The organism is Streptomyces sp. NPDC088097, from assembly GCF_044741845.1.
In the GTDB taxonomy this organism is placed as follows: Bacteria; Actinomycetota; Actinomycetes; order Streptomycetales; family Streptomycetaceae; genus Streptomyces.
In genome coordinates this window covers 22,906-46,636 of record NZ_JBIUTJ010000007.1, presented here as the reverse complement: position 1 = coordinate 46,636, position 23,731 = coordinate 22,906, and the positions used below count along the sequence as shown (strand labels likewise).

Sequence of the window (23,731 nt, the reverse complement as noted above, 5' to 3'; positions counted from 1 at the left end):
CCCCCGGTCGGCCTCGCGGTCGATCGGGTGGTTACTGTGCAGTCACTTAGGCCGAGTAGGCGGCCACGACTGCACACCGGAGGCACCAGATGGCCCTGCTCGACAAGGATGGCGTACGGCTCACCATCGACGACACGGTCGCCACGGTGACACTGACCAATCCGGCCAAGCGAAACGCTCAGTCTCCCGCGCTCTGGCGGGCGTTGGCGGAGGCCGGACGGTCGTTGCCCGGGACCGTACGGGTCGTCGTGCTGCGCGGAGAGGGCCAGTCCTTCTCCGCAGGGCTCGACCGGCAGGCCTTCACCCCCGAAGGCTTCGAGGGCGAGCCGTCCTTCCTTGACCTGGCACGTGGTTCCGACGAACTGCTCGACGCGACCATCGCCGAATACCAGGAGGCGTTCACCTGGTGGCGCCGCAATGACATCGTCTCCGTAGCCGCCGTACAGGGGCACGCGATCGGGGCGGGCTTCCAGCTCGCGCTCGCGTGCGACCTGCGCGTGGTCGCGGACGACGTGAAGTTCGCCATGCGCGAGACCAGCCTGGGGCTGGTCCCCGACCTGGCGGGCACCCAGCCGCTGACCGCCCTGGTCGGCTACGCCCGCGCGCTCGAAATCTGCGCGACGGGCCGCTTCGTCCACGCCGAGGAGGCCGAGCGGATGGGCCTGGCGAACCTCGTGGTCCCGGCCGACGAACTCGACGCCGCCGTCCAGGACCTCGCCGCGGCGCTCGTCGCGCCGCCGCGCGACGCCGTGATCGAGACCAAGGCGCTGCTCCGAGCCGCCGGCTCCCGCCCCTACGACGACCAGCGCGCCGCCGAGCGCGCCGCCCAGGCACGCCGCCTGCGCGACCTCGCGGGCCTCTCCGACTGAGGCGCCCGACCCTGCCGCCCCGCGCGCCGCCCGCCGGGACCGTAAGCCGGTCCCGGCCCGGCCCGCCGGGCTCACCCCGCCACCGGGTACATCAGCCCGCGCCGGCCCTCCGGCGAGGTCAGCCACTCCAGCTTCTCGGCGGTGTCCGCCTCCGGCAGCGGGGTGTGCAGCACGATCGACAGGTCCGGCCGGGCCGGCACGCGCAACTGCGTCGACTCCACGAACAGCGGTCCGACCACGGGGTGCTCGATCCGCTTGCGGATCTGCCCGCCGGGCGCGATGTCCCGCCGCTTCCACAGCTCGGCGAACTCCGGGCTCAGCGACCGGGCCTCCTCGACCACCGCTTGGAAGCCCTCGTCCCGCGGATGCTCGGAACAGGCCGCCCGGAACTGGGCGACCACGTCACAGGCGATCGTCTCCCACTGCGTGGCCCGCGACCGGTAGATCGGGTCGGTGAAGAAGGCGATCAGGCAGTTCTGCACGATCTCCGGGCGCATCGCGAAGACCAGCGCGGCGGAATCGTTGTACATCACCGTGTTCCAGTACCGGTCCAGGATGTGCGCGGGGAACGGCATCCAGGCGTCGATCAGCCGCTTCAACCCGTGGCACATGTCCCGCGCGCCCGGCTCCACTTCCAGCGCGGGCGGGTTCAACCCGGCCAGGACGTACAGGTGTCTGCGTTCGGCGCTGGACAGTTTGAGCACCCGGCTCACCGAGTCCAGGACCTGGGCGGACACCGTGATGTCCCGCCCCTGCTCCAGCCACTGGTACCAGGACGCCCCCACCCCGGCCAGCACCGCGACCTCCTCCCGGCGCAGCCCCGGCGTCCGTCGGCGGGCCCCGCCGTCCGGCAGGCCGGCCTCCGTCGGCGAGACCCGGGCCCGACGGTTCATCAGGAAACCGCGCAACTCGCTGCGACGGTGCTGCTCGATCGGAACGGCCACGGACTCCCCCTGTCGGACGGCTGGTGCTGCCACCAACAGGATAAGTTCCCACTCTCCACCGGCATTCCCGGACCGCGAGGGTGTGGTCATGGCGATCGACACCCCTCCCCAGACAACGGCGGCCCCCCGGCGCGCCGTTCCCCAGACCGACCGGCTCACCGGCCGCACGCGCCTGGTCCTGCTGGTCCTGTGCGCCGCCCAGTTCATGGTGGCCCTCGACTTCTCCGTGCTGAACGTGGCCCTGCCGGTCCTCGGCAAGGACCTCGGCCTCGGCACCTCCGCCCTCCAGTGGGCGGTCACCGCCTTCGCCCTGCCCTCCGGCGGCTTCCTGCTCCTCTTCGGCCGGATCGCCGACCTCTTCGGCCGCAAGCGGCTCTTCCTGACCGGCCTCGCCGTCTTCGGGGCGGCCTCCCTGCTGGCCACCTTCGCCTGGGACCCGGCCTCCTTCCTCGTGGGACGGGCCGTCCAGGGCCTCGGCGCGGCGGTGATCGTGCCGACCGGCATGTCCCTGCTGACCACGACCTTCCCGGAGGGCCCGCTGCGCGCCAAGGCGCTCGGCATCTCCGGGACCCTGCTGTCCCTCGGCTTCACCGTCGGCATGGTGCTCGGCGGGGTGATGACCGACACCCTCGGCTGGCGCTCCACCATGGGCCTGCTGGCGGTCGCCGCCGTCACCGTGCTGGCCCTCGCCCCCCGACTGCTGCCCGAGTCCCGCACCCCGCAGCGACCCCGCCTGGACGTCCCCGGCGCCGTCACCGTCACCGGGGGACTCCTCGCCCTGATCTACGCCCTGTCCACCGCCGCCCAGCACGGCTTCGGCGGCGCCGACGTCCAGGCCACCCTGGCCGCCGGACTCTTGCTGCTCGCCGCGTTCGTCGCGGTGGAGCTGAGGTCCGACGCCCCGCTCGTGTCCCTGCCGATGCTGCGCCGACGCACCGTGGCCTGGGGCAACATCGCCGGCCTCGTGACCTTCTCGATGATGTCGACGGTCGTCTTCGCGCTGACCCTCTACCTCCAGGAGACCCTGGAACTGTCCCCCTTCCGCACCGGCCTGGTCTTCGGGGTCCAAGGCGTCGCCTCCGCCCTCGCCGGCACCTACGCCCCGAGGGTCATCGGCCGCTTCGGCGCCCGTCGCACCCTGGTCGCCTCGCTGGTCGGCCAGGGCCTGTTCACCGCCGCGCTGCTCGCCGTGGGTGCGGAGTCCGGGGCGCTGGTCGCGACCGTCGCCGTCTCCGTGGCCAGCGCGTTCCACCTCGGCGCGATCATCTCGTACGGGGTGACCGTGACGAGCGGGGTGCCCGACGAGGAGCAGGGGCTGGCGACCGGGCTGGTCACCACCACCCAGCAGGTCGGCCTCACCGTCGGCATCCCGCTGCTCGGCGTCCTCGCCACCACGGGTGACTCGCTGTTCGCGGGGGTGCGGACGGTGCTGGCCGTCGACGCGGCCATCGTGCTGGCCGCCGCCCTGCTGGTGGGAGCGGGCCTGGGGTCGGCCCGGAAGAGGGCGTGAGCCCGGCGCGGGCCGCGGTCAGAAGCCGTGGCGGGAGCCGCCGTCCACCGGGACCATCACCCCGGTGAGGTACGAGGCGGCCGGGGACAGCAGGAACGCCGCCGTACGCCCGAACTCCTCCGCGGTCCCGTACCGGCGCAGCGGGATCCGTGCCTCGTTGCCCGCGCGGGCGGCGTCCGCGTCGCCGGACAGCGCGTCCAACTCGCGCACCCGGTCGGTGTCGATGCGGGCCGGCAGCAGGCCGACGACGCGGATCCCGCGCGGGCCCAGCTCCACCGACAGGGACTTGGCGAAGCCCGCCAGCCCCGGGCGCAGCCCGTTGGAGATGGTCAGTCCGGGGATCGGCTCGTGCACGGAGCCCGACAGCACGAAGCCGACGACCCCGCCCTCACCCAGCTCGGCGGCGGCCGCCCGGGCGAGGCGCACGGCTCCCAGGAACACCGACTCGAAGGCGGCGGTCCACTGTTCGTCGGTGTTGTCGGCGGCGCTGCCGGGGGCCGGTCCGCCGACGCTGACGAGGATGCCGTCGAAGCGGCCGAAGCGCTCCCGCGCGGTGACGATCAGCCGGGCGGCGGCCGCCGGGTCGGCGTTGTCGGCCGCGACGCCCACCGCGTTCGGCCCGAGCGCGGCGGCCGCTTCCTGCGCCCGCTTCTCGTCGCGGCCGGTCAGTACGACCTTCGCCCCGTCGGCGGTCAGCTCGCGCGCGGAGGCGAAGCCGAGGCCGCGGGTGGCGCCGGTGACGACGTAGACACGGTCTTTCAGTCCAAGATCCATGCGGGTCACGCTACGCCGAAGCGGGCACCGGTGGCGCGGCCTTCGCCGCCTCCTCCTCGCGGTCGCGCCGCTCGCGGCGGACCAGGACCATCCAGCCCACCGGGACCGCCGCGGTGAACAGCCACCACTGCACGGCGTACGCCATGTGCGGGCCGATCGAGTCGTGGTCCGGCTCGGCCACCAACTCGGGCCCGTCGCCGGTCGGCGCGGGCGCGGTGAGCTCCAGGTAGCCGCCGAGGACGGACCTGCCGAGGCTCGCGGCCTGCTGTGCGCTGTTGATCAGCATGACCTGACGGTCGGGCAGGCCCTTCTTGTCCTTGATCCCGCTGCCACCGGTGGTCTCGTCGGCCTTGAGGCGTCCGGTCACCGTGACCTCGCCCGAGGGCGGGGCCGGCACCGGAGGGAAGGCGCGCGGGTCGTCGCCGCCCGGGATCCAGCCCCGGTTGACCAGGGCCACCCGGCCGTCGTCGAGGACGAGCGGAGTCACCACCTGGAAGCCGACCTTGTCGTCGTTGGAGGTGCGCATGCGGACGACGACCTCGTGCGCGGTGTCGTAGGTGCCGGTGGCGGTGACGGCGCGCCAGTAGTCGTCGCGGGGGACCGTGTGGCCGGGCGAGGTCAGGTCGGAGACCGGGACCGGCTTCCCGTACAGGTTCCGCGCGATCAGCTCGTTCTGCGCGACCCGGTGCTCGTGGCGGTGGTACTGCCAGAAGCCCAGCTTGATCATCGCGGGGATGAGGGCGAGGGCGATCAGGGTGAGGCACACCCACTGCCGGGTCAGGACGAAGCGGTACACGCCCACGACGGTACCCCCAGCGAGGAGGACCCCGGCGGCCGGGTGGCCTTCCGGGGTCGGGTGATCACGGGGGCGGAGGAGGGGACGGGGGTCAGACGCGGTCGGTGATGCCCACCTTCCCCTCGGCGCGGGCGCAGTGCCCGCCACAGAACCACTGCCCCTCGACCTCGACTCCCTGCCCGATGATCTGGACCCGGCAGTGCTCGCAGATGGGCGCCATGCGGTGGATGGCGCAGGAGAAGCAGTCGAAGACGTGCACCGCGCCCTGCGCGTGCACCTCGAAGGACATGCCGTAATCGTTTCCGCAGACCTCACAACGTGCCATGCGCCGCATGCTGCGCAGGGCGGAGGGACGGAACAAGATCCACGGGGGTGAGTCGCCGCGCGTGCACCCGGCCGGCGCAACGCGCGCCCGCCCGCTCGGCGGAGCGCGCGCCTACTCGCCGGCCGCGGCCACGTCCCGCAGCAGCTGGGTGAAGGCCGCCTCGTCCACCACCGGGGTGCCGTACGACTTGGCCTTCACCGTCTTGGAGGTCGAGGAGTCCGGGTCGTTCGTCACGAGCAGGCTCGTGAGCCGCGACACGCTCGTCGCCACGTGCAGGCCGGCCTCGATGGCCCGGTCCTCCAGCAGCTCCCGGTCCACCGAGGTGTCTCCGGAGAAGGCGATCCGCATGCCCTGGCGCAGCGGCCGGCCGTCCTCGAAGCGCCCCGGGTTCGGGTGCGGGCACGGGGGCCGCTTGCGCGACGCCCGCCAACTGCCCGCGCTCCCGTACGAGGCCTGCCGGCCGATCCGGGGGGCGGCGGGGGAGTCCGACCACTCGGTCAGCGGACGGCACTCCAGCAGCGGCAGCCGGACGTTGTCCCGCGCGGCGGCGTGCAGCGAGGGCCGGAAGGCCTCCGCCAGCACCCGGGCGTCGTCGAGCGCATGGTGGGCGCGCTGCTGGACCACGCCGAAGTGCGCCGCGAGGGACTCCAGCTTGTGGTTGGGCAGCGGCAGGTTCAGTTCCTTCGACAGGGCGATGGTGCACAGGCGCTGACGGACCGGGGCGGCCGAGGAGGCCCGCGCGTACTCCCGGGCGATCATCTGCCAGTCGAAGATGGCGTTGTGCGCGACGAGGACCCGACCGTCGAGGCGGCCGGCGAACTCCTCGGCGATGTCCTCGAAGAGCGGGGCGTCGGTGAGCATCTCCGTCGTCAGACCGTGGATCCAGACCGGCCCGGGGTCCCGGCGCGGGTTGACGAGGGAGTACCAGTGGTCCTCGACGTTGCCCTGCGCGTCGAGCCGGTAGACGGCCGCGGACACTATCCGGTCGTCGCGAGCGAGCCCGGTCGTCTCCACGTCGACGACCGCGTACCCCTGGGGGTAGGCGGTCGGCCACGTCGTCTCGGTGGTCGTCAGGTCGTAGGGCATGGTCACAGAGGATATCGGCCCCGACCGACAGCCGTGCCCCGATGGCCCCTCGGGCCGGCCCGGCGAGCGGGGCGACGGCCGGCGCGGGAGGGCGTGTACGGGTTCACCCGGGGCCCGCCAGCAGCGCTTCGGTCAGCGCCCTCACCGCCAGCACGAACAGCCGTTCCGGGTCGGCCGGACGCGACAGGGCGCGGGCGAGGGCCGGGTCGTCGGGGGCCGTCGCGGGGTCCCAGAGTTCGCCCTCGGCCGGGGACTGCGCGGGGGAGCGCTCACGATTGCGCTCCACGAGCAGGAAGCCGACGATCTGGAACTGCACGGCGCGCACCGCGTCGGCGGCCCGCGCCCCGCGCAGCCCGGCGGCGTGCACCTCGTGGACCAGGGCCTGCTGGGCGGGCAGGAACATCCGCTCGGTGAGACCTCGTTCGTGGACCATCGCGATCAGGTGCGGGCGTCCGCGCAGCTCGCGGCGCAGGGTCCGGGCCACCGACACGATCCGGTCGGCGGGCGTGCGGCCGGTCGGGCGGACGGCGCCCATCTCCTGGACGGTCCGCTCCACGAGGGCGTCGAGGAGGGACTCGCGGTTGCCGACGTGCCAGTAGATGGAGGTCACCGCCGTGCCCAGTTCGGCGGCGAGCCCCCGCATGGTCAGGGCCCGCGGCCCGTGCCGCCTGACCAGGTCCGAGGCGGCCTCCAGCACCTCCTCGCGGGTCAGCGAGCTCCTCGCCATGAACCGTGCCGCCCATCTGTTGCTCCGTCAGTTCCCGTACGTGCAGGGGTCTTTACCCTTCATCGGTGTCGGTGTAACTGTGTTACAGAACCGACTGCGTCCTAGACGAGGGTGGTGCGATTGATGGCACGCGTACGGTACGGAGCGCGGACCGAGGCCGAGATCGAGGCGTCCCGGGAGAAGAGTTCCAAACTCCCCGACATCTGGTCCACCGGAGTGGTGGCCATCTGGGAGAGCGACCCGGACGTGGTGGCGGCCGTCCTGCCGCCCCCGCTCAAGCCCGCCGAGCGGCCCCTCGTACGGGCCAACATCAGCAAGGTGGACCTGCCCGGCTACCCGCTCGGCGCGGGCTCCGTGGCCGTCGCCGCCCGGCACGGCGGGGTCGAGGGCTGGTACCCCCTGGTCATGCCGATGACCCACGAGCGGGCCCTCACCGGCGGCCGCGAGGTGTTCGGCGAGCCGAAGAAGCTCGGCGAGGTCACCGTCGAGCGCGAGGGCCTCGTCGTACGGGCCTCCCTCGCCCGGCACGGCATCGCCTTCGTGGAGGTGCGCGGGGCGGTGGACCGCGCGCTCCCGCTGCCCGAGCCCACCCGCAAGACGGACTTCTACTTCAAGTTCCTCCCGGCCGTGGACGGTTCCGGCTTCGACGTGGAGCCGCTGCTGGTCCACGTCACGCGCAACGAGAAGGTCCGCAAGCTGGAGCACGTCACCGGGGACGTGGTGCTGCGCGAGTCGATGTTCGACCCGGTCGCCGACCTCCCCGTACGCCGCCTCGTCGAGATCACCATCGGGGAGAAGACCACCGACCAGAAGGGCAGGGTCGTCGAGCGCGTCAGCGCCGGGGCCCTGCTGCCCTTCATCCACCAGCGCTACGACGACCCGCTGCAGATCCTGGACGGCCCCCCGGAAGGCAGCGTCTGAGATGCGCGTCGAACCCGGCCAGGTGGCCGTCGTCACCGGAGCCGCGAGCGGCATCGGCCTCGCCATGGCCCGCCGCTTCGCCGCCGAGGGGCTCAAGGTCGTCCTCGCCGACGTGGAGGAGGGCGCCCTGCGCAAGGCCGCCGACGAACTCGCGGCCGACGGGGCCGAGGTCCTCGCCCGCCTCGTCGACGTCAGCGACCGCGACTCCGTCCTCTCGCTCGCCGACGCCGCCTACGACACCTTCGGCGCCGTCCACGTCCTGTGCAACAACGCGGGCGTCGGCTCCGGAGCCGAGGGCCGGATGTGGGAGCACGAGCCCAACGACTGGAAGTGGGCCTTCTCCGTCAACGTCTGGGGCGTCTTCCACGGCATCCAGGCCTTCGTCCCCCGCATGATCGCCGCCGGCGGCCCCGGCCACGTGGTCAACACCTCCTCCGGCGACGGCGGCATCGCCCCCCTGCCCACCGCCTCCGTCTACGCCGTCACCAAGGCGGCCGTGGTCACCATGACCGAGTCCCTCTACGCCCACCTCAAGGCGGAGGGTGCGCCCGTCGGCGCCTCCGTGCTCTTCCCCGGCCCGCACATGCTGCGCACCGGCCTGTGGGAGTCGCACCGCAACCGGCCCGCCCGCTACGCCAAGGAGCGCCCGCGCAAGACCCCGTACCGCAGCCTCGACCAGTACGAGGCCGCCATGCGGCGGGCCGGGCACGAGGTGGACTTCACCCCGGTCGAGGAGGTCGCCGAGCACGTGCTCGACGGCATCCGCGCCGACCGCTTCTGGATGCTCCCCGACAGCGAACACAGCGACCGGCAGATCCGCGCCCGGTCGCGGTCGATGCTGGAGCGCGCCAACCCCGGCTACCTGGAAAGCTTCATCCTCGACTGAGGGGCCCCGCAGTGAACGCGTACGAAGACCCGTACCTGATCATCTCCTCCGACTGTCACGCGGGCCTGCCCACCGAGCAGTACCGCCCCTACCTCGACAGCGCCTTCCACCCCCGGTTCGACGAGTTCCTCGGGCAGCGCGACGCCCGCCGCGAGGAGGCCACCCGGCTCGGGGTGCGCAACGAGGCCTTCGCCCAGAAGTGGTTCCACGACCACGAGGAGGGCCTCAAGGGCGGCTGGGACGTGGGCCAACGGCTCAAGGAACTCGACGGCGACGGCGTGGCCGCCGAGGTGGTCTTCCCCGACGCCGACGCCGTGGACAGCCAGACCGCCGCCCCCTTCGGCGTGGGCCTCGGCCTCTCCGGCGACCAGGACCCCGCCCTCGGCATGGCGGGCGCCCAGGCCCACAACCGCTGGCTCGCCGAGTTCGTCTCGCAGAACCCCGAACGGCACTGCGGGGTCGCGCTGTTGCCCATCACCGGCGAGCCCGCCAAGGTGGTCGCGGAGATCCACCGCGCCAAGGAGTCCGGGCTCGGCGCCCTGATGATCCCCTCCATGTGGGTGGATCAAGCCCCCTACCACGACCGCCGCTACGACCCCGTGTGGGCGGCGGCGGCCGAGACCTCGATGCCGATCGTCACCCACTCGGGGGCCGCGCCCCGCCACGAGTACGGCAACCACCTGGGCATCTACGTCTCCGAGGTCACCTGGTGGCCGGCCCGCCCCCTGTGGTTCCTGCTCTGGTCCGGGGTCTTCGAGCGGCACCCGGGCCTCAGGTTCGGCGTGGCCGAGTCGGGTTGCTGGTGGCTGCCCAACCAACTCTGGTTCATGGACCGGCTCTACCTCGGCGCGCACGGAGGCAAGAAGCTCTCGCCTTTCGCCGAGCTGAAGCGCCCGCCCAGCGAGTACCTGGACCGCCAGGTGTTCGTCTGCGCCACGAACACCAAGCGCCGGGAGCTGGCCCAGCGCTACGAGATCGGCGTGGACAACATCCTGTGGGGCTCGGACTTCCCGCACCCCGAGGGCACCTGGCCCAACACCCGGACCTGGCTGAAGAACACCTTCCACGACATCCCCGTCGCCGAGACCCGCCGCATGCTGGGCCTCGCCGCCGCCGAGGTCTTCGGCTTCGACACCGCCCGGCTCGCCCCGCTGGCCGCGCGCATCGGCCCCACCCCGGCCGAGCTGGGCCAGAGCCCCGACCAGGCGGCGGTGGAGGCCTCCTGGTCCCGCTCCCGAGAGACGGGCCGGCACTGGCTGACCGGCGGGGACTTCCCCGTCCTGGGGGTGGACGGGTGAGCGCCGCCGAAGACCGGTACACCGTCATCTCGGCCGACTGCCACGCGGGCGCCGACCTGCTGGACTACCGGCCGTACCTGGCCGCGCGCCACCACGAGGCCTTCGACGCCTGGGCGGCCGGCTACGTGAACCCGTACGAGGACCTCCTCGCCGACACCGCCGACCGCAACTGGAACTCCCAGCGGCGGCTGGCCGAGCTGGAGGCCGACGGGATCGTGGCGGAGGTGCTCTTCCCCAACACCATCCCGCCGTTCTTCCCCAAGGCCTCCCTGATGGCCCAGCCGCCCACCGCCGCCGAGTACGAGCTGCGCTGGGCCGGTCTCCAGGCGCACAACCGCTGGCTGGCCGACTTCTGCGCCGACGCCCCGGGGCGTCGGGCCGGGGTGGCGCAGATCCTCCTCAACGACGTGGACGCGGCGGTCGCCGAGATCCGCCGCGCCAAGGAGGCGGGCCTGACGGGCGGCATCCTCCTGCCGGGCGTCCCGCCGGGCTCGCCGGTCCCCGAGCTGTACTCCTCGGCGTACGACCCGATCTGGGCCGTCTGCGACGAGCTGGAGGTCCCGGTCAACCACCACGGCGGCTCGGCCTCGCCCCCGCTCGGGGACGAACCGGCGGCGCGGGCGGTCTTCATGGTGGAGACCACCTGGTTCTCGCACCGGGCCCTGTGGCACCTCGTCTTCGGCGGCGCCTTCCGTCGGCACCCGGGCCTGAAGCTGGTCCTCACGGAGCAGGGGTCCGGCTGGATCCCCGGCGTGCTCGACATGCTGGACTACTACCACGGCCGCCTGGTCGCGGCCTCGTCCACCGCCGAGGCCAAGTTCGGCGCGGGCCTGGCCGACTCCATGGGCAAGGGCCCGAGCGAGGTCTGGCGGGACAACTGCTTCGTGGGAGCCAGCTTCATGCGCCCCCACGAGGTCCCGCTGCGGGGGCGGATCGGCCTCGACAAGATCATGTGGGGCAGCGACTACCCCCACGACGAGGGCACCACCCCCTTCTCCCGCGAGGGCCTGCGCATCGCCTACGCGGGCCTGCCCCGCGAGGAGGTCGCGGCGATGGTCGGCGGCAACGCCGCCCGCGTCTACGGCTTCGACCTCTCGCTCCTGGACGCCCTGGCGGCCAAGCACGGCCCCCTGGTCTCGGAGGTCGCCGAGCCCCTGACGGAGGTCCCGGCGGGCGCCACCAGTCCGGCCTTCGCCCGGGGCGCCTCGGTCCGCGTCTGGTGACCCGACTCCCGACGGGGCGGCCCCGGTCCGTGGGGGACCCGGGCCGCCCCGTCGGGTCAGGCGGAGGAGCGCCGCCGCCACGCCGCCTCCCCGCCAGGCCGCCTCCCCGCCGCGCCACCTCCCCGCCCTGGCGGACCGCGCCTCGGGTACCGCCGGTAACTTCGTCGGATACCGATCGGTAACAACCTCTAGCGCAGGCCCTGAGGCCGCCTCTATGGTGCGGGACATGCCGAACCTGCCCGATGTCGTGCTGTGGTCCATACCTGCCTTCGTGCTGCTCACCGTCGTCGAGGTGGTCAGCTACCGGCTGCGTCCCGACGAGGACGCCGCCGGGTACGACACCAGGGACGCCGCCACGAGCGTCGCCATGGGCCTGGGCAGCATCGGCTTCGACCTGCTGTGGAAGCTCCCGGTCGTCGCGGTGTTCACCGCGGTCTACGAACTCACCCCGCTGCGCGTGCCGTTCCTGTGGTGGACCGCCCTGCTGATGTTGCTCGTCCAGGACTTCCTCTACTACTGGCAGCACCGCCTCCACCACGTCATCCGCATCCTGTGGGCCTGCCACGTGGTCCACCACAGCAGCCGGCGGTTCAACCTCACCACCGCCCTGCGCCAGCCCTGGACCAGCGCCACCACCTGGTGGTTCTACCTGCCGATGGTGGCCCTCGGCGTCCACCCGGCGGCCATTCCGTTCTGCTACGGGATCAACCTGCTCTATCAGTTCTGGGTCCACACCGAGCGCATCGGGAAGATGCCCCGCCCCTACGAGTACGTCTTCAACACCCCCTCCCACCACCGCGTCCACCACGCCTCCCAGGGCGGCTACCTGGACCGCAACTTCGGCGGGATCCTGATCGTCTGGGACCGGATGTTCGGCTCCTGGGTGGGGGAGACGGAACGGCCCGTCTACGGGCTCACCAAGAACATCGCCACCCACAACCCGCTGCGCGTCGCCACCCACGAGTACGCCGCCATCGCCCGCGACGTACGGGCCGCCGGCAGCTGGCGCGAGCGCGCCGGACGGGTCTTCGGCGGCCCCGGCTGGCAGCCGACCCCCCGCCCCGGCGAGCAGCCGGGCCCCACCCGGGCCACGACCCCCGCCCCGACCGCCGCCGCCCCGGCGGCGAGCCCCGCCACCGCCGCGGCCCCGGCCCCCGCGCCGGAGCGCGAGAGCGCCGCGTGAGCGCCACCGGAGCCCGTACGCCCTCCTGGGCCGCCGACACCGGGGCCGACCGCGCCCCGGCCGGGCTCGCCGGGCGGCTGCTGCTCGCCGCCTTCGGCGTGGCCGCCGCCCTGGACCTCGGCGCGCTGCTCGCCGGATGGCACCTCGGGCACGTGATCGCCAAGCCGCTCCTGATGCCGCTGCTGGTGGGGTACGTCCTCACCCGCGGCGCGCCCCGCGCGCTCGTCGCCGCCCTGCTGTTCGGCTGGGGCGGGGACCTCGCCCTGCTCTTCGACGCCGACCTCGCCTTCCTCCTCGGCATGGGCTCCTTCGCCGCCGGGCACGTCTGCTACCTCGTCCTCTTCGGCCGGGGCCGGACCGGCCCCGCGCTCGGCGGCGCGTACGCCCTCGCGCTCGTCGGGACCGTCGCGCTGCTCTGGGGCGACCTCCCGGCGGAGCTGCGGATCCCCGTCGCCGGGTACAGCCTGCTGCTGACCGCGATGGCCTACCGCTCCGGCGCGCTCGGCCGGACCGCCGGGATCGGCGGGGCGCTGTTCCTGCTCTCCGACACCCTCATCGCGACCGGGGTCGCCGCGTGGCCGCAGCCGCCCCGCCCCGACTTCTGGATCATGGCCACCTACCTCGCGGCCCAGTACCTGCTGGCCACCGGGGTCCTGGGGCCTCGCGCCGGCGGAACGGGCGTACGGTGGTTGCGGTCACACAAGACGTGACCGTCCCCGAGCCGGAAGAGTGCACCACCATGCGCGCCACCGTCATCCACGCCCCGCACGACATCCGCGTGGAGGAGGTGCCCGACGCTGCGATCCAGCGCCCCGAGGACGCCGTCGTCCGCGTCCTGCGCTCCTGCATCTGCGGCAGCGACCTGTGGGCCTACCGCGGCGAGGCCGCGCGTCAGCCCGGACAGCGGATCGGCCACGAGTTCCTCGGCATCGTCGAGGAGACCGGCTCCGCCGTCTCCGGCCTGCGCGCCGGCGACCTGGTCGTGGCCCCCTTCATGTGGTCCGACGGCACCTGCCACTACTGCGCCGACGGGCTCTTCACCTCCTGCGTGCACGGCGGGTTCTGGGGTTCGGTCGGCCACGACGGCGGCCAGGGCGAGGCCGTGCGCGTCCCGCACGCCGACGGCACCCTCGTGAAGCTGCCCGCGGAAGCCGCCTCCGACGACCACCTGCTGACCGGGCTGCTCGCCCTCTCAGACGTCATGGGCACCGGGCACCACGCCGCCCTGGGCGCCGGCGTCCGCGCGGGCTCCACCGTCGCCGTCGTCGGCGACGGCGCGGTCGGCCTGTGCGGGGTGCTCGCCGCCAAGCGGCTGGGCGCCGAGCGGATCATCGCGCTCGGCCGGCACACCGCACGCACCGACATCGCCAAGCTCTTCGGGGCCACCGACGTGGTCGCCGAGCGCGGCGAGGCCGCCGAGGCGGCCGTCCGCGAACTCACCGGCGGCCAGGGCGCCCACTGCGTCATCGAGGCCGTCGGCACCGAGCAGTCCATGCGCACGGCCGTGAACATCACCCGTGACGGCGGAGCCATCGGCTACGTCGGCGTCCCGCACGGCAGCGGCACCGGCCTGGACCTCGGGGTGATGTTCGACCGCAACATCACCCTGCGCGGCGGAGTCGCGCCGGTCCGCGCCTACATCCCGGAACTGCTGGAGGACGTCCTCAGCGGGGCCATCGACCCGTCGCCCGTCTTCGACCGCGCCGTCACCCTGGACGGGGTCCCGGACGGCTACCGCGCGATGGACGACCGCAGCGCCCTCAAGGTCCTGATCAAGCCCTGACCGGGTCGCGTACGTGAAGGGGCCGGGCGGGGTGATCCCCGCCCGGCCCCTTCCGCGTGCCGTTCCCTCAGCGTGCCGCGCCCTGCGCGTGCCGTCGGTGTCGCGGGGGACGGGCCGCTACTTGACGGCCTTCAGGGCGTCGACCACGCCCGCGCCGTAGTAGCCCGTCTGGCCCCACTTGGCCTGGCAGGTGGCGGCGTCGATCAGGTTGCCGGCGCCGTCGTAGATCTTCTCCGGGCAGCTCTTCTTCGTCGCCTGGAGCTTCAGCATCGCCTGGAGCTGCGAGGGCGAGGCCCACGGGTGCGCGCTCTTGAGCAGCGCCGCGACGCCGGCGACGTGCGGGGCGGCCATCGAGGTGCCCTGCTTGTAGCCGTAACCGCCGCCCGGGAGGGTGGACAGGACCCGGCCGTTGGCGTCCGAGGTGGCCGGGACCTGCCACTTGTCGCCGCCGGGAGCGGCGACGTCCACGACTCCGAGGCCGTAGCTGGAGTAGTAGGAGCGCAGCCCCTGGTCGCCGGTGGCGGAGACGGTGACCACGCCCGGCAGTTGGGTGGGCAGGTCCAGGCAGACCTTCGGGTCGATGGTGCGCGGCACCGGGGTGGAGTCGTTCGGGCTGGTCGCGTCGACGATCGAGTCGCCCGCCAGGTCGTGGTCGGAGTTGCCGGCGGAGGCCACGCTGAGCACGCCCTTGCGCTCGGCGTACTTCGTCGCCCGGGCGAGGGCCTCCACCAGCGCCTTCTGGTCGTCGTCGTTCTTGCAGGTGTAGTTCCAAGGGTCGACGTAGTAGCTGCTGTTGGTCACCTCGATCCCCTTCTCGGCGGCGAACATGAACCCGCAGACGACGGCCTCGGTGTAGAAGAGGCTGGTCGCCGGCTCGCTCACCTTGATCGCGGCGACCTGCACGCCGGGTGCCACTCCGCTGACGCCGATCCCGTTGCGCGCGGCGGCGATGGTGCCCGCCACGTGCGTGCCGTGGTCGCTGCCGTCCGGGTACGGGCGCCAAGCGCCGTCGGTGGTGTCGGCCACGCCGCCCACGCAGTTGGCGGACTGGCCCTTGGAGAAGTTGGCGGCCAGATCGGGGTGGGTGTCGTCCACGCCCGTGTCGATGACGCCCACGGTGACGTCCCGGCTGCCGTCGTTGATCTGGTGGGCCTGGTCGGCGTTGATCGCCCTCAGGTCCCACTGGTTGGGCTCCAGCGGCTCCTGCTCCGGCGTGGCCCGCGCCGCCGCCTTGGCGGCGTCCGCCGCGCTCAACCGCTGCGTCGAGCCCTCCTCGGTGGTCTGCACCGCCGAGAGGGGAGCGGTCCGGGTGGCGCCCACCGACACGAAGAGGCTGCGCTGCGCGCGCAACTGCCGGGCGAAGTCCGGGTTCTGGGAGTGGGCGACGACGACGCCGATCTGCTCGTACGCCGTCACCACCGTTCCGCCCGCGCGTTCGACGGCCTTCTTGGCCTGCTTCGCCGTTCCGTACGCGGTCAGGTTCGCCACGTACGAGAGCTTCGGGCCGGTGGCGGTGGGCTGCGCGGCCGCCGCCGTGTCCGCCGTGTTGCCCAGCGGTGCGGCCGAGGCCGCCACCGCCGGCAGGAAGGCGAGCGAGGCGGTGAGAGCCAGGCCGACCGGTACGGCGAGGGCTCGGCGGCGGGCGTGTCCCAGATGCGCCATGGGTTCTCCACATCATCCGTGAAAAAGCCGTCCTGACGCGATCGCGTCGGACGGGTGCATGACACGTGAACCTAGCGTCGCCGTTCCCTCCTCCGCCATCAGTTCGAGAAATCAATTCACCGAGAAACATCGGGCGTTGAACCGTCCCGACGCGCCGGCCGTGCCGTTGTCAGGGAGCCATCAGCGTTACGGCCCCTCACACGGAGGTTGTTTTGTCCGTCGTTCCCCCCGCACCCGCGTCACAAGGAGAGCCCCCCGTGACCACCGACGAAGCAGCGCCGCCGAAGGGCGGCGCGGGACCGGCCCCCGACCGGACCCTTCCCTCGGCCGAAGAGTTCGATCGAGTCCAGCGCAGCCCCGAGTTCGCCGAACTGCGCGGCTCCTTCCGGTCCTTCGCCTTCCCGCTCACCGCGGCCTTCATCGCCTGGTACCTGCTGTACGTACTGCTGTCCAGCTACGCGGGCGGCTTCATGGGGACCAAACTCTTCGGCAACATCAACGTCGCCCTCGTCCTCGGGCTCGGTCAGTTCGCGACGACCTTCCTGATCGCCTGGCTGTACTCCCGCCACGCCGCCGCGAAGCTCGACCCCAAGGCCGCGGCCATCAAGCAGCAGATGGAGGCCGGAGCGTGAGCGCCACCGCGCAACTGGCGGGCGCGCCCCTGACGGTCGCCGCCGGGGCCACCGAACACCGCCCCCTGATCATGACCCTGTTCGGCCTCTTCGTCGTCGCCACCCTGGTCATCACCGTCTGGGCCGGCCGCCAGACCAAGGGCGCCGCCGACTTCTACGCCGGCGGCCGTCAGTTCACCGGCTTCCAGAACGGCCTCGCGATCTCCGGCGACTACATGTCCGCCGCGTCCTTCCTCGGCATCGCCGGAGCCATCGCCCTCTTCGGCTACGACGGCTTCCTCTACTCCATCGGCTTCCTCGTCGCCTGGCTGGTGGCGCTGCTCCTCGTCGCCGAGCCGCTGCGCAACTCCGGCCGCTACACGATGGGCGACGTCCTCGCGTACCGGATGCGCCAGCGGCCCGTCCGCACTGCCGCGGGCACCTCCACCATCGTGGTGTCGATCTTCTACCTGCTCGCCCAGATGGCCGGCGCGGGCGTACTCGTCTCCCTGCTCCTGGGCATCACCAGCGACGGCGGCAAGGTGGCGGTCGTCGCCCTGGTCGGCGTACTGATGATCCTCTACGTGACCATCGGCGGCATGAAGGGCACCACCTGGGTCCAGATGATCAAGGCGGTGCTGCTCATCGCGGGCGCCCTGCTGATCACCTTCCTGGTGCTGCTGAAGTTCGACTTCAACGTCTCCGCGCTGCTCGGCCAGGCCGCCGAGAACAGCGGCCAGGGCTCCAAGTTCCTCGAACCCGGCATGAAGTACGGCAAGGACGGCATCACCAAGCTCGACTTCATCTCGCTCGGCCTCGCCCTGGTCCTCGGCACCGCGGGCCTGCCCCACATCCTGATCCGCTTCTACACCGTCCCCACGGCCAAGGCCGCCCGCAAGTCCGTGAACTGGGCCATCGGCATCATCGGCGTCTTCTACCTGATGACCATCGCCCTCGGCTTCGGCGCCGCGGCCCTCCTCAACCGGGCCGACATCCTCGCCTCCAACAAGGCCGGGAACACCGCCGCCCCACTGCTGGCCCAAGAGGTCGGCGGCGGCGCGGGCTCCACCGGCGGCGCCGTCCTGCTCGCGGTGATCTCCGCCGTCGCCTTCGCCACCATCCTCGCCGTGGTCGCCGGCCTCACCCTCGCCTCCTCCTCGTCCTTCGCGCACGACATCTACGTGAACGTCATCCGCAAGGGCAAGGCCACCGAGAAGGAGGAGGTCCGCGCCGCCCGCTGGTCCACCGTGGTCATCGGAGCCGTCGCCATCGGCCTCGGCGCCCTGGCCCGCGACCTCAACGTGGCCGGACTGGTGGCCCTCGCCTTCGCGGTCGCCGCCTCCGCCAACCTCCCGACGATCCTCTACAGCCTCTTCTGGAAGCGCTTCACCACCCGGGGCGCGCTGTGGTCCATCTACGGAGGTCTGATCTCGGCCGTCGGCCTGGTCCTCTTCTCCCCGGTGGTCTCCGGCAAGCCGACCTCGATGTTCAAGGACGCCGACTTCTACTGGTTCCCCCTGGAGAACCCCGGGATCATCTCCATCCCGCTCGGCTTCCTCCTCGGATGGCTGGGAACCGTCCTGTCCAAGGAGAAGGCCGACCCGCAGAAGTTCGCCGAGCTGGAGGTCCGCTCCCTCACCGGAACAGGGGCGCACTGAGATCCACCGAACACGCAGCGTGGCCGTGTCGTACTTCCCTACGACACGGCCACACCGCGTCTCGTTCATTCGGGCACCCCTACACGGCGAGACCGTCGCGTAGGCTCGAAAGGAGCGCTTCCGCCACCCGCGACGGCGCCGACCTCTATACATCCGGACAGGGGAGGGGGCCCACAGTGCTTCTCGACACGTACGGGCGCGTGGCCACTGACCTGCGCGTCTCGCTCACCGACCGGTGCAATCTGCGCTGTACCTACTGCATGCCCGAAGAGGGTCTCCAGTGGCTCGGCAAGTCGGACCTGCTCAGCGACGACGAGATCGTCCGGCTGGTTCGCATCGCCGTCACCCACCTCGGCATCACCGAGGTCCGCTTCACCGGCGGAGAGCCCCTCCTGCGTCCCGGCATCGTCGGGATCGTCGAACAGTGCGCCGCCCTGGAGCCCCGCCCCCGGATGTCCCTGACCACCAACGGCATCGGCCTCAAGCGCACCGCGCAGGCGCTCAAGACCGCCGGCCTGGACCGGGTCAACGTCTCCCTCGACACGCTGCGCCCCGAGGTGTTCAAGACCCTCACCCGCCGCGACCGCCACAAGGACGTCATCGACGGCATGGCGGCCGCCCGCGAGGCCGGTCTGACCCCCGTCAAGGTCAATGCCGTCCTGATGCCGGGGCTGAACGACGACGAGGCCCCCGACCTGCTCGCCTGGGCCGTGGAGAACGAGTACGAGCTCCGCTTCATCGAGCAGATGCCGCTCGACGCCCAGCACGGCTGGAAGCGCGACGGCATGATCACCGCCGGGGACATCCTCCAGTCCCTGCGCACCCGCTTCACCCTCACCGAGGAGGGCGCCGACGAGCGCGGCTCCGCCCCGGCCGAACGCTGGGTGGTCGACGGCGGCCCGGCCACCGTCGGAGTCATCGCCTCCGTCACCCGCCCCTTCTGCGGGGCCTGCGACCGCACCCGCCTCACGGCCGACGGCCAGGTGCGCACCTGCCTGTTCGCCACCGAGGAGTCCGACCTGCGGGCCGCGCTGCGCTCGGGCGCCGCGGACGAGGAGATCGCCCGCCTGTGGAAGGTGGCGATGTGGGGGAAGAAGGCCGGCTCCGGCCTGGACGACCCGTCCTTCCTCCAGCCCGACCGCCCCATGTCGGCGATCGGAGGCTGAGCCCACCGGGCCCGGCCCCCTCCACCGTTTCGAGCCCCGGCCCCGGCCGGGGCTCAGGTGCGTTCCGAGCCGTCAGGTGCGTTCCGAGCCCTCCGGCTGGACCCACTCGTCGATCTTCACCACGTCCTTGAGGAAACCCCGTACGCCCAGGAACTGCGACAGGTGCTCGCGGTGCTCCTCGCAGGCCAGCCAGGTCTTCAGCCGTTCCGGGGTGTGCAGCGTCGGGTTGTTCCACGCCAGCACCCACACCGCCGCGTCACGGCACCCCTTGGCGGAGCAGGTGGGAGCGGGGACGGCCGGGCCGGCGGGGGTGCCGGCGCCGTCGGTCTCGCGGGGGGTGTTCGCGTTCGCATCAGGGGAGTTCACAGCCTCAACCCTACAAACGGAAGGGCGACGCCGGGCAGCCACGGGGGGAGCTGCCCGGCGTCGGTCCGTCGCTCCGACGGGGGATGCGGAGCGCGTAGGCAGTATGTCACGCAGGACCCGGTGCGGTGCACCGGAACTTCATGATTGATCTGAGCTTTTCTTGAGGTTCGCGGCGTCCAGTGCGGGGCGCACAGGCGCCGGTACGAAGTGCGACGGAAGGGAGGGGGTCGACTCCCGGCCGGCGTTCGCGATGACCACCGCGATGTACGGCAGCAGCAGGCCGGCGGCGAGCGTCACCATGGCCACGTGGCGCTCCACGTTCCACAGGACCACCGTGGCGATGACCGACAGGGTCCTGACGACCATCGAGATCACGTACCGACGCTGGCGCCCCCGTACGTCGTCCTCCAGGCCCATCCGGGCACCCGTGATCCGGAATACCTCGGTCTCGTTCCGCTTCGCCCGTCGCATGCTCCACCACCCGATCCGCCCGCCGGACACACCCGGGCCCGGACGCACCCACGGTACGCCGCCGTCGCGTAGGCGTGGAGAGGGGGTGTCCCCCGAATGCTGGTGTCCGAAATGCGAAGTACGTCGGACGGGTTGAGACTGGGCCCACATGCGCATCACGCGTCACGCATCACGAGGAGGCTCGACATGCAGTGGTTGTGGGCGATCATCGTCGGATTCGTGCTGGGCCTCATCGCCCGCGCCATCCTGCCGGGCAAGCAGCACCAACCCCTCTGGCTTACCACCATCTTCGGCATCGTCGGCGCCCTCATCGGCAACGCCGTCTCCCGGTGGATCGGCGTCGAGGACACCAAGGGCATCGACTGGATCCGGCACCTGCTCCAACTCGTCGGAGCCGTTGTGATCGTCGGGCTCGGGGACATGGCCTACATGGCGGTCCGGGGCGGCAAGAGCCGCACCACCTAGGGCTCATGACGAAGGGGCCGGTACGGACATGGGTCCGCACCGGCCCCTCGGCCGTTCGGCCGGCCCCGATCAGGCCCCGATCAGGCCCCGATCAGGCGGGCGCCGGTCAGGCGCCGGTCACCTCGACGGCGGCCAGGTTCTTCTTGCCGCGCCGCAGCACGAGCCAACGGCCGTGCAGCAGGTCCTCCGCGGCGGGCACCGCGTCCTCGGCGGTGACCTTCACGTTGTTCACGTAGGCACCGCCCTCCTTCACGGTCCGGCGCGCGGCCGACTTGCTGGCGACCAGCCCGGTCTCCGCGAGCAGGTCCACGACCTGACCCAGCTCGGCGACCTTCGCGTGCGGCAGCTCCGACAGGGCCGCGGCCAGCGTGGCCTCGTCGAGCCCGGCCAGGTCGCCCTGACCGAACAGCGCCTTCGAGGCGGCGATCACGGCCGCGCACTGGTCGGCGCCGTGCACCAGCGTGGTCAGCTCCTCGGCCAGCGCCCGCTGGGCGGCGCGCGCCTGCGGCCGCTCGGCGGTCTGCGCCTCCAGCACTTCCAGTTCCTCACGGGACTGGAAGGACAGGATCCGCATGTAGGTGGAGATGTCCCGGTCGTCCACGTTCAGCCAGAACTGGTAGAACGCGTACGGGGTGGTCATCTCCGGGTCCAGCCAGACGGCCCCGCTCTCGGACTTGCCGAACTTGGTGCCGTCGGCCTTGACCATCAGCGGGGTCGCCATCGCGTGGACGTGCGCGCCCGGCTCCACCTTGTGGATCAGGTCGAGACCGGCCGTCAGGTTGCCCCACTGGTCGGAGCCGCCCTGCTGCAGGGTGCAGCCGTAGCGCCGGTACAGCTCCAGGAAGTCCATTCCCTGGAGGAGCTGGTAGCTGAACTCGGTGTAACTGATGCCCTGGTCGGACTCCAGCCGCTTGGCGACCGAGTCCTTCGTCAGCATCTTGTTGACACGGAAGTGCTTGCCGATGTCCCGCAGGAACTCGATGGCGGACATTCCCGCCGTCCAGTCCAGGTTGTTCACCATCAGCGCCGCGTTCTCGCCCTCGAAGGACAGGTACGGCTCGATCTGCGAACGCAGCCGGTTCACCCATTCCGAGATGACGGCGGGATCGTTCAGCGTGCGCTCGGCGGTCGGACGCGGGTCGCCGATCTGGCCCGTGGCCCCGCCGACCAGCGCCAGCGGCCGGTGCCCGGCCTGCTGGAGCCGGCGCACGGTGAGCACCTGGACCAGGTGCCCGACGTGCAGGGAGGCCGCGGTGGGGTCGAAACCGCAATAGAACGTGACGGGACCGTCCGCGAACGCCTTGCGCAGCGATTCTTCATCGGTGGACAGGGCGAACAGCCCGCGCCACTTCAGTTCGTCGACGATGTCCGTCACGGTTTTCGACTCCTCGGATCTTCGGAAATTCCGTGGTCATTCTAGGTGGTCAGACGCCCTTGCTGACCGAACTCATGTTGAAATCCGGGATGCGCAGAGCGGGCATCGCGGCGCGGGTGAACCAGTCGCCCCATTCGCGGGGGAGTGTCTTCTCCGTGCGCCCGGCCTCGGTGGCCCGCGAGAGCAGGTCCACCGGGGACTCGTTGAAGCGGAAGTTGTTGACCTCGCCCGTGACCCGCCCGTTCTCCACGAGGTAGACCCCGTCCCGGGTCAGGCCGGTCAGCAGCAGCGTGGCCGGGTCCACCTCGCGGATGTACCAGAGGCAGGTCAGCAGCAGACCCCGCTCGGTGGAGGCCACCATCTCCTCCAGGGACTTCTCCCCGCCCCCGTCCAGGATCAGGTTCCCGAAGGACGGCGAGAGCGGCAGGCCGGTCAGGGCCGCGCTGTGCCGGGTCGTGGTCAGCCGGGCCAGCTCGCCACCGCTGATCCAGTCGGTCGGTCCGACCGGCAGGCCGTTGTCGAACACCGAGGCGTCGTCGCCGGAGCTGTGCGCGATCACGAACGGCGCGGACTCCAGGCCCGGCGCGTTCGGGTCGCTGCGCAGGGTCAGGGGCAGCTCGGAGAGCCGCTCCCCGACCCGGGTGCCGCCACCGGGCTTGGAGAAGACCGTCCGGCCCTCCACCGCGTCCCGTGCCGCGGCCGACCACATCTGGTAGATCAGCAGGTCCGCCACTGCCGTCGGCGGCAACAGGGTCTCGTACCGCCCGGCGGGCAGCTCGACCTTCCGCTCGGCCCAGCCCAGGCGTACGGCCAGCTCCGCGTCCAGCACGGTCGGGTCGACGTCCTTGAAGTCCCGGGTGGAGCGGCCGGCCCAGGCCGAGCGGGACCGGTCCGGGGACTTGGCGTTGACCTCCAGGGTGCCGTTCGGCTGGTCGTGGCGCAGGCGCAGCCCGGTGGAGGTGCCGACGTAGGTGGAGACCAGCTCGTGGTTGGCGAAGCCGTACAGCTCGCGGCCCCCCGCCCGGGCCCGGGCGAAGGCCTCGCCGAGGGCCGGCGCGAAGGCGTCGAACACGGCGGAGGAGGTCTCGGCGGGAGCGTCGGTGAAGTCGGGCGAGGCCGGGGTCCCCGTCACCAGCGGCTGGGCGTCCTCGGCGGGACCGGCCCCCCGGGCGGCCGCCTCGGCGGCCCGGACCAGGGGTTCCAGGTCGGCCGAGGTCACGGCGGAGCGCGAGACGACCCCCGAGGCCGTGCCCTCCTTGCCGTCGACGGTGGCGATGACCGTCAGGGTCCGGCCCCGGGTGACGCCGTTCGTCGTGAGCGCGTTGCCCGCCCACCGCAGGTTGGCGCTGGACTCCTCGTCGGCGATGACCACGCAGCCGTCCGCCGTGGACAGCTCCAGGGCCCGCTCGACGATCTCGTGCGGCTTGGTTCGGGTCGACATCAGCGTCCGGCCTCCTGCGTCGTGTTGAGACTGTGCCGTCCCGGGGGGCGACCCCCGGACCCCCGGCGGATCGCGGGGCGACCGTGTCCGGTCATCGTCCGGCCTCCTGCGTCGTGTTGAGACTGTGCCGTCCCGGGGGGCGACCCCCGGACCCCCGGCGGATCGCGGGGCGACCGTGTCCGGTCATCGTC

The 23,731-nt window shown here is 72.2% G+C and carries 24 protein-coding genes; 13 read left to right on the top strand and 11 right to left on the bottom strand.

The window, feature by feature from the left end:
- Positions 1 to 89 precede the first annotated feature (89 nt).
- Entirely contained in the window at positions 90 to 869 is a 780-nt protein-coding gene (locus ACIOD1_RS21435) for an enoyl-CoA hydratase/isomerase family protein (protein WP_365623934.1), read from the top strand.
- A gap of 71 nt (positions 870 to 940) precedes the next feature.
- Here ACIOD1_RS21435 and ACIOD1_RS21430 read toward each other — a convergent pair whose 3' ends face one another.
- A complete protein-coding gene (locus tag ACIOD1_RS21430) occupies positions 941 to 1,762 on the bottom strand; it encodes a helix-turn-helix transcriptional regulator (RefSeq protein WP_365624119.1) in 822 nt (273 codons plus the stop codon).
- A 139-nt stretch (positions 1,763 to 1,901) separates the two neighbouring features.
- Here ACIOD1_RS21430 and ACIOD1_RS21425 point away from each other — a divergent pair, with 139 nt between their 5' ends.
- Positions 1,902 to 3,323, top strand: coding sequence for an MFS transporter (locus tag ACIOD1_RS21425; protein ID WP_365623932.1), 1,422 nt, complete (start codon positions 1,902 to 1,904; stop codon positions 3,321 to 3,323).
- 18 nt (positions 3,324 to 3,341) lie between these two features.
- Here the strand turns inward: ACIOD1_RS21425 and ACIOD1_RS21420 are convergent, their stop codons facing one another.
- The 5 genes from ACIOD1_RS21420 to ACIOD1_RS21400 all read right to left on the bottom strand — a co-directional run bounded on the left by ACIOD1_RS21420 (position 3,342) and on the right by ACIOD1_RS21400 (position 7,031).
- The gene (locus ACIOD1_RS21420; RefSeq protein WP_401903936.1) at positions 3,342 to 4,097 is read right to left on the bottom strand and encodes an SDR family oxidoreductase; all 756 of its coding nucleotides are present in this window, start codon (positions 4,095 to 4,097) and stop codon (positions 3,342 to 3,344) included.
- Between the two features lie 10 nt (positions 4,098 to 4,107).
- Positions 4,108 to 4,893, bottom strand: a complete 786-nt coding sequence (locus tag ACIOD1_RS21415) for an SURF1 family protein (protein ID WP_365623928.1) — start codon at positions 4,891 to 4,893, stop codon at positions 4,108 to 4,110.
- Between the two features lie 91 nt (positions 4,894 to 4,984).
- Complete coding sequence (locus ACIOD1_RS21410) at positions 4,985 to 5,218, bottom strand: hypothetical protein (protein ID WP_112453882.1); 234 nt, start codon at positions 5,216 to 5,218, stop codon at positions 4,985 to 4,987.
- A 111-nt stretch (positions 5,219 to 5,329) separates the two neighbouring features.
- Positions 5,330 to 6,304, bottom strand: coding sequence for a DEDDh family exonuclease (locus tag ACIOD1_RS21405; protein ID WP_401903934.1), 975 nt, complete (start codon positions 6,302 to 6,304; stop codon positions 5,330 to 5,332).
- 103 nt (positions 6,305 to 6,407) lie between these two features.
- A complete protein-coding gene (locus tag ACIOD1_RS21400) occupies positions 6,408 to 7,031 on the bottom strand; it encodes a TetR family transcriptional regulator (RefSeq protein WP_365623924.1) in 624 nt (207 codons plus the stop codon).
- 123 nt (positions 7,032 to 7,154) lie between these two features.
- Between ACIOD1_RS21400 and ACIOD1_RS21395 the strand changes: the two genes are divergently transcribed.
- The 7 genes from ACIOD1_RS21395 (at position 7,155) to ACIOD1_RS21365 (ending at position 14,325) form a co-directional block, all read left to right on the top strand.
- A complete protein-coding gene (locus ACIOD1_RS21395; RefSeq protein WP_365623922.1) occupies positions 7,155 to 7,952 on the top strand; it encodes an acetoacetate decarboxylase family protein in 798 nt (265 codons plus the stop codon).
- Position 7,953: 1 nt separating this feature from the next.
- On the top strand, positions 7,954 to 8,838 hold the full coding sequence (locus ACIOD1_RS21390; RefSeq protein ID WP_401903929.1) for an SDR family NAD(P)-dependent oxidoreductase: 885 nt from the start codon (positions 7,954 to 7,956) through the stop codon (positions 8,836 to 8,838).
- Between the two features lie 11 nt (positions 8,839 to 8,849).
- Complete coding sequence (locus tag ACIOD1_RS21385; RefSeq protein WP_365623918.1) at positions 8,850 to 10,136, top strand: amidohydrolase family protein; 1,287 nt, start codon at positions 8,850 to 8,852, stop codon at positions 10,134 to 10,136.
- On the top strand, positions 10,133 to 11,359 hold the full coding sequence (locus tag ACIOD1_RS21380; protein WP_401903925.1) for an amidohydrolase family protein: 1,227 nt from the start codon (positions 10,133 to 10,135) through the stop codon (positions 11,357 to 11,359). The genes ACIOD1_RS21385 and ACIOD1_RS21380 overlap by 4 nt, the downstream gene beginning before the upstream one ends.
- Positions 11,360 to 11,585: 226 nt before the next feature.
- On the top strand, positions 11,586 to 12,542 hold the full coding sequence (locus ACIOD1_RS21375; RefSeq protein ID WP_365623914.1) for a sterol desaturase family protein: 957 nt from the start codon (positions 11,586 to 11,588) through the stop codon (positions 12,540 to 12,542).
- Complete coding sequence (locus ACIOD1_RS21370) at positions 12,539 to 13,252, top strand: lysoplasmalogenase (RefSeq protein ID WP_365623912.1); 714 nt, start codon at positions 12,539 to 12,541, stop codon at positions 13,250 to 13,252. The genes ACIOD1_RS21375 and ACIOD1_RS21370 overlap by 4 nt, the downstream gene beginning before the upstream one ends.
- Positions 13,253 to 13,281: 29 nt before the next feature.
- Complete coding sequence (locus tag ACIOD1_RS21365; protein WP_365623910.1) at positions 13,282 to 14,325, top strand: zinc-dependent alcohol dehydrogenase family protein; 1,044 nt, start codon at positions 13,282 to 13,284, stop codon at positions 14,323 to 14,325.
- A 117-nt stretch (positions 14,326 to 14,442) separates the two neighbouring features.
- On the opposite strand, the gene ACIOD1_RS21360 is transcribed toward ACIOD1_RS21365, so the two are convergent.
- Positions 14,443 to 15,987 carry a S8 family serine peptidase gene (locus ACIOD1_RS21360; protein ID WP_365623908.1) on the bottom strand — a complete coding sequence of 515 codons (1,545 nt, stop codon included), beginning with the start codon at positions 15,985 to 15,987 and terminating at the stop codon, positions 14,443 to 14,445.
- Positions 15,988 to 16,244: 257 nt separating this feature from the next.
- Here ACIOD1_RS21360 and ACIOD1_RS21355 point away from each other — a divergent pair, with 257 nt between their 5' ends.
- The 3 genes from ACIOD1_RS21355 (at position 16,245) to moaA (ending at position 19,422) form a co-directional block, all read left to right on the top strand.
- Positions 16,245 to 16,619: a DUF485 domain-containing protein gene (locus tag ACIOD1_RS21355; protein ID WP_365623906.1), complete on the top strand. Its 375-nt coding sequence runs from the start codon at positions 16,245 to 16,247 to the stop codon at positions 16,617 to 16,619.
- Between the two features lie 71 nt (positions 16,620 to 16,690).
- Complete coding sequence (locus ACIOD1_RS21350; protein WP_365624117.1) at positions 16,691 to 18,256, top strand: cation acetate symporter; 1,566 nt, start codon at positions 16,691 to 16,693, stop codon at positions 18,254 to 18,256.
- 176 nt (positions 18,257 to 18,432) lie between these two features.
- Positions 18,433 to 19,422 (top strand): GTP 3',8-cyclase MoaA, encoded by a 990-nt coding sequence (moaA, locus tag ACIOD1_RS21345; RefSeq protein ID WP_365623904.1) that lies wholly within the window; start codon positions 18,433 to 18,435, stop codon positions 19,420 to 19,422.
- Between the two features lie 72 nt (positions 19,423 to 19,494).
- On the opposite strand, the gene ACIOD1_RS21340 is transcribed toward moaA, so the two are convergent.
- Both ACIOD1_RS21340 and ACIOD1_RS21335 read right to left on the bottom strand, forming a co-directional pair.
- Positions 19,495 to 19,788 carry a hypothetical protein gene (locus ACIOD1_RS21340; RefSeq protein WP_365624143.1) on the bottom strand — a complete coding sequence of 98 codons (294 nt, stop codon included), beginning with the start codon at positions 19,786 to 19,788 and terminating at the stop codon, positions 19,495 to 19,497.
- A gap of 138 nt (positions 19,789 to 19,926) precedes the next feature.
- Complete coding sequence (locus ACIOD1_RS21335; protein WP_365623902.1) at positions 19,927 to 20,259, bottom strand: DUF3099 domain-containing protein; 333 nt, start codon at positions 20,257 to 20,259, stop codon at positions 19,927 to 19,929.
- Positions 20,260 to 20,445: 186 nt separating this feature from the next.
- Between ACIOD1_RS21335 and ACIOD1_RS21330 the strand changes: the two genes are divergently transcribed.
- Positions 20,446 to 20,724 carry a GlsB/YeaQ/YmgE family stress response membrane protein gene (locus ACIOD1_RS21330; protein WP_365623900.1) on the top strand — a complete coding sequence of 93 codons (279 nt, stop codon included), beginning with the start codon at positions 20,446 to 20,448 and terminating at the stop codon, positions 20,722 to 20,724.
- 106 nt (positions 20,725 to 20,830) lie between these two features.
- Here the strand turns inward: ACIOD1_RS21330 and tyrS are convergent, their stop codons facing one another.
- Both tyrS and ACIOD1_RS21320 read right to left on the bottom strand, forming a co-directional pair.
- The gene (tyrS, locus tag ACIOD1_RS21325; RefSeq protein ID WP_365623898.1) at positions 20,831 to 22,099 is read right to left on the bottom strand and encodes a tyrosine--tRNA ligase; all 1,269 of its coding nucleotides are present in this window, start codon (positions 22,097 to 22,099) and stop codon (positions 20,831 to 20,833) included.
- A 49-nt stretch (positions 22,100 to 22,148) separates the two neighbouring features.
- On the bottom strand, positions 22,149 to 23,540 hold the full coding sequence (locus tag ACIOD1_RS21320; RefSeq protein WP_401903919.1) for a metallopeptidase TldD-related protein: 1,392 nt from the start codon (positions 23,538 to 23,540) through the stop codon (positions 22,149 to 22,151).
- Positions 23,541 to 23,731: the final 191 nt, after the last annotated feature.

Coding starts and splice junctions, on each gene's coding strand:
- ACIOD1_RS21390 (WP_401903929.1), top strand. CDS start 7,954: ATGCGCGTCGAACCCGGCCAGGTGGCCGTCGTCACCGGAGCCGCGAGC.
- ACIOD1_RS21420 (WP_401903936.1), bottom strand. CDS start 4,097: ATGGATCTTGGACTGAAAGACCGTGTCTACGTCGTCACCGGCGCCACC.
- ACIOD1_RS21395 (WP_365623922.1), top strand. CDS start 7,155: ATGGCACGCGTACGGTACGGAGCGCGGACCGAGGCCGAGATCGAGGCG.
- ACIOD1_RS21330 (WP_365623900.1), top strand. CDS start 20,446: ATGCAGTGGTTGTGGGCGATCATCGTCGGATTCGTGCTGGGCCTCATC.
- ACIOD1_RS21350 (WP_365624117.1), top strand. CDS start 16,691: ATGACCCTGTTCGGCCTCTTCGTCGTCGCCACCCTGGTCATCACCGTC.
- ACIOD1_RS21405 (WP_401903934.1), bottom strand. CDS start 6,304: ATGCCCTACGACCTGACGACCACCGAGACGACGTGGCCGACCGCCTAC.
- ACIOD1_RS21410 (WP_112453882.1), bottom strand. CDS start 5,218: ATGGCACGTTGTGAGGTCTGCGGAAACGATTACGGCATGTCCTTCGAG.
- ACIOD1_RS21375 (WP_365623914.1), top strand. CDS start 11,586: ATGCCGAACCTGCCCGATGTCGTGCTGTGGTCCATACCTGCCTTCGTG.
- ACIOD1_RS21365 (WP_365623910.1), top strand. CDS start 13,282: ATGCGCGCCACCGTCATCCACGCCCCGCACGACATCCGCGTGGAGGAG.
- ACIOD1_RS21360 (WP_365623908.1), bottom strand. CDS start 15,987: ATGGCGCATCTGGGACACGCCCGCCGCCGAGCCCTCGCCGTACCGGTC.
- ACIOD1_RS21335 (WP_365623902.1), bottom strand. CDS start 20,259: ATGCGACGGGCGAAGCGGAACGAGACCGAGGTATTCCGGATCACGGGT.
- ACIOD1_RS21435 (WP_365623934.1), top strand. CDS start 90: ATGGCCCTGCTCGACAAGGATGGCGTACGGCTCACCATCGACGACACG.
- ACIOD1_RS21400 (WP_365623924.1), bottom strand. CDS start 7,031: ATGGCGAGGAGCTCGCTGACCCGCGAGGAGGTGCTGGAGGCCGCCTCG.
- ACIOD1_RS21320 (WP_401903919.1), bottom strand. CDS start 23,540: ATGTCGACCCGAACCAAGCCGCACGAGATCGTCGAGCGGGCCCTGGAG.
- ACIOD1_RS21425 (WP_365623932.1), top strand. CDS start 1,902: ATGGCGATCGACACCCCTCCCCAGACAACGGCGGCCCCCCGGCGCGCC.
- ACIOD1_RS21430 (WP_365624119.1), bottom strand. CDS start 1,762: ATGAACCGTCGGGCCCGGGTCTCGCCGACGGAGGCCGGCCTGCCGGAC.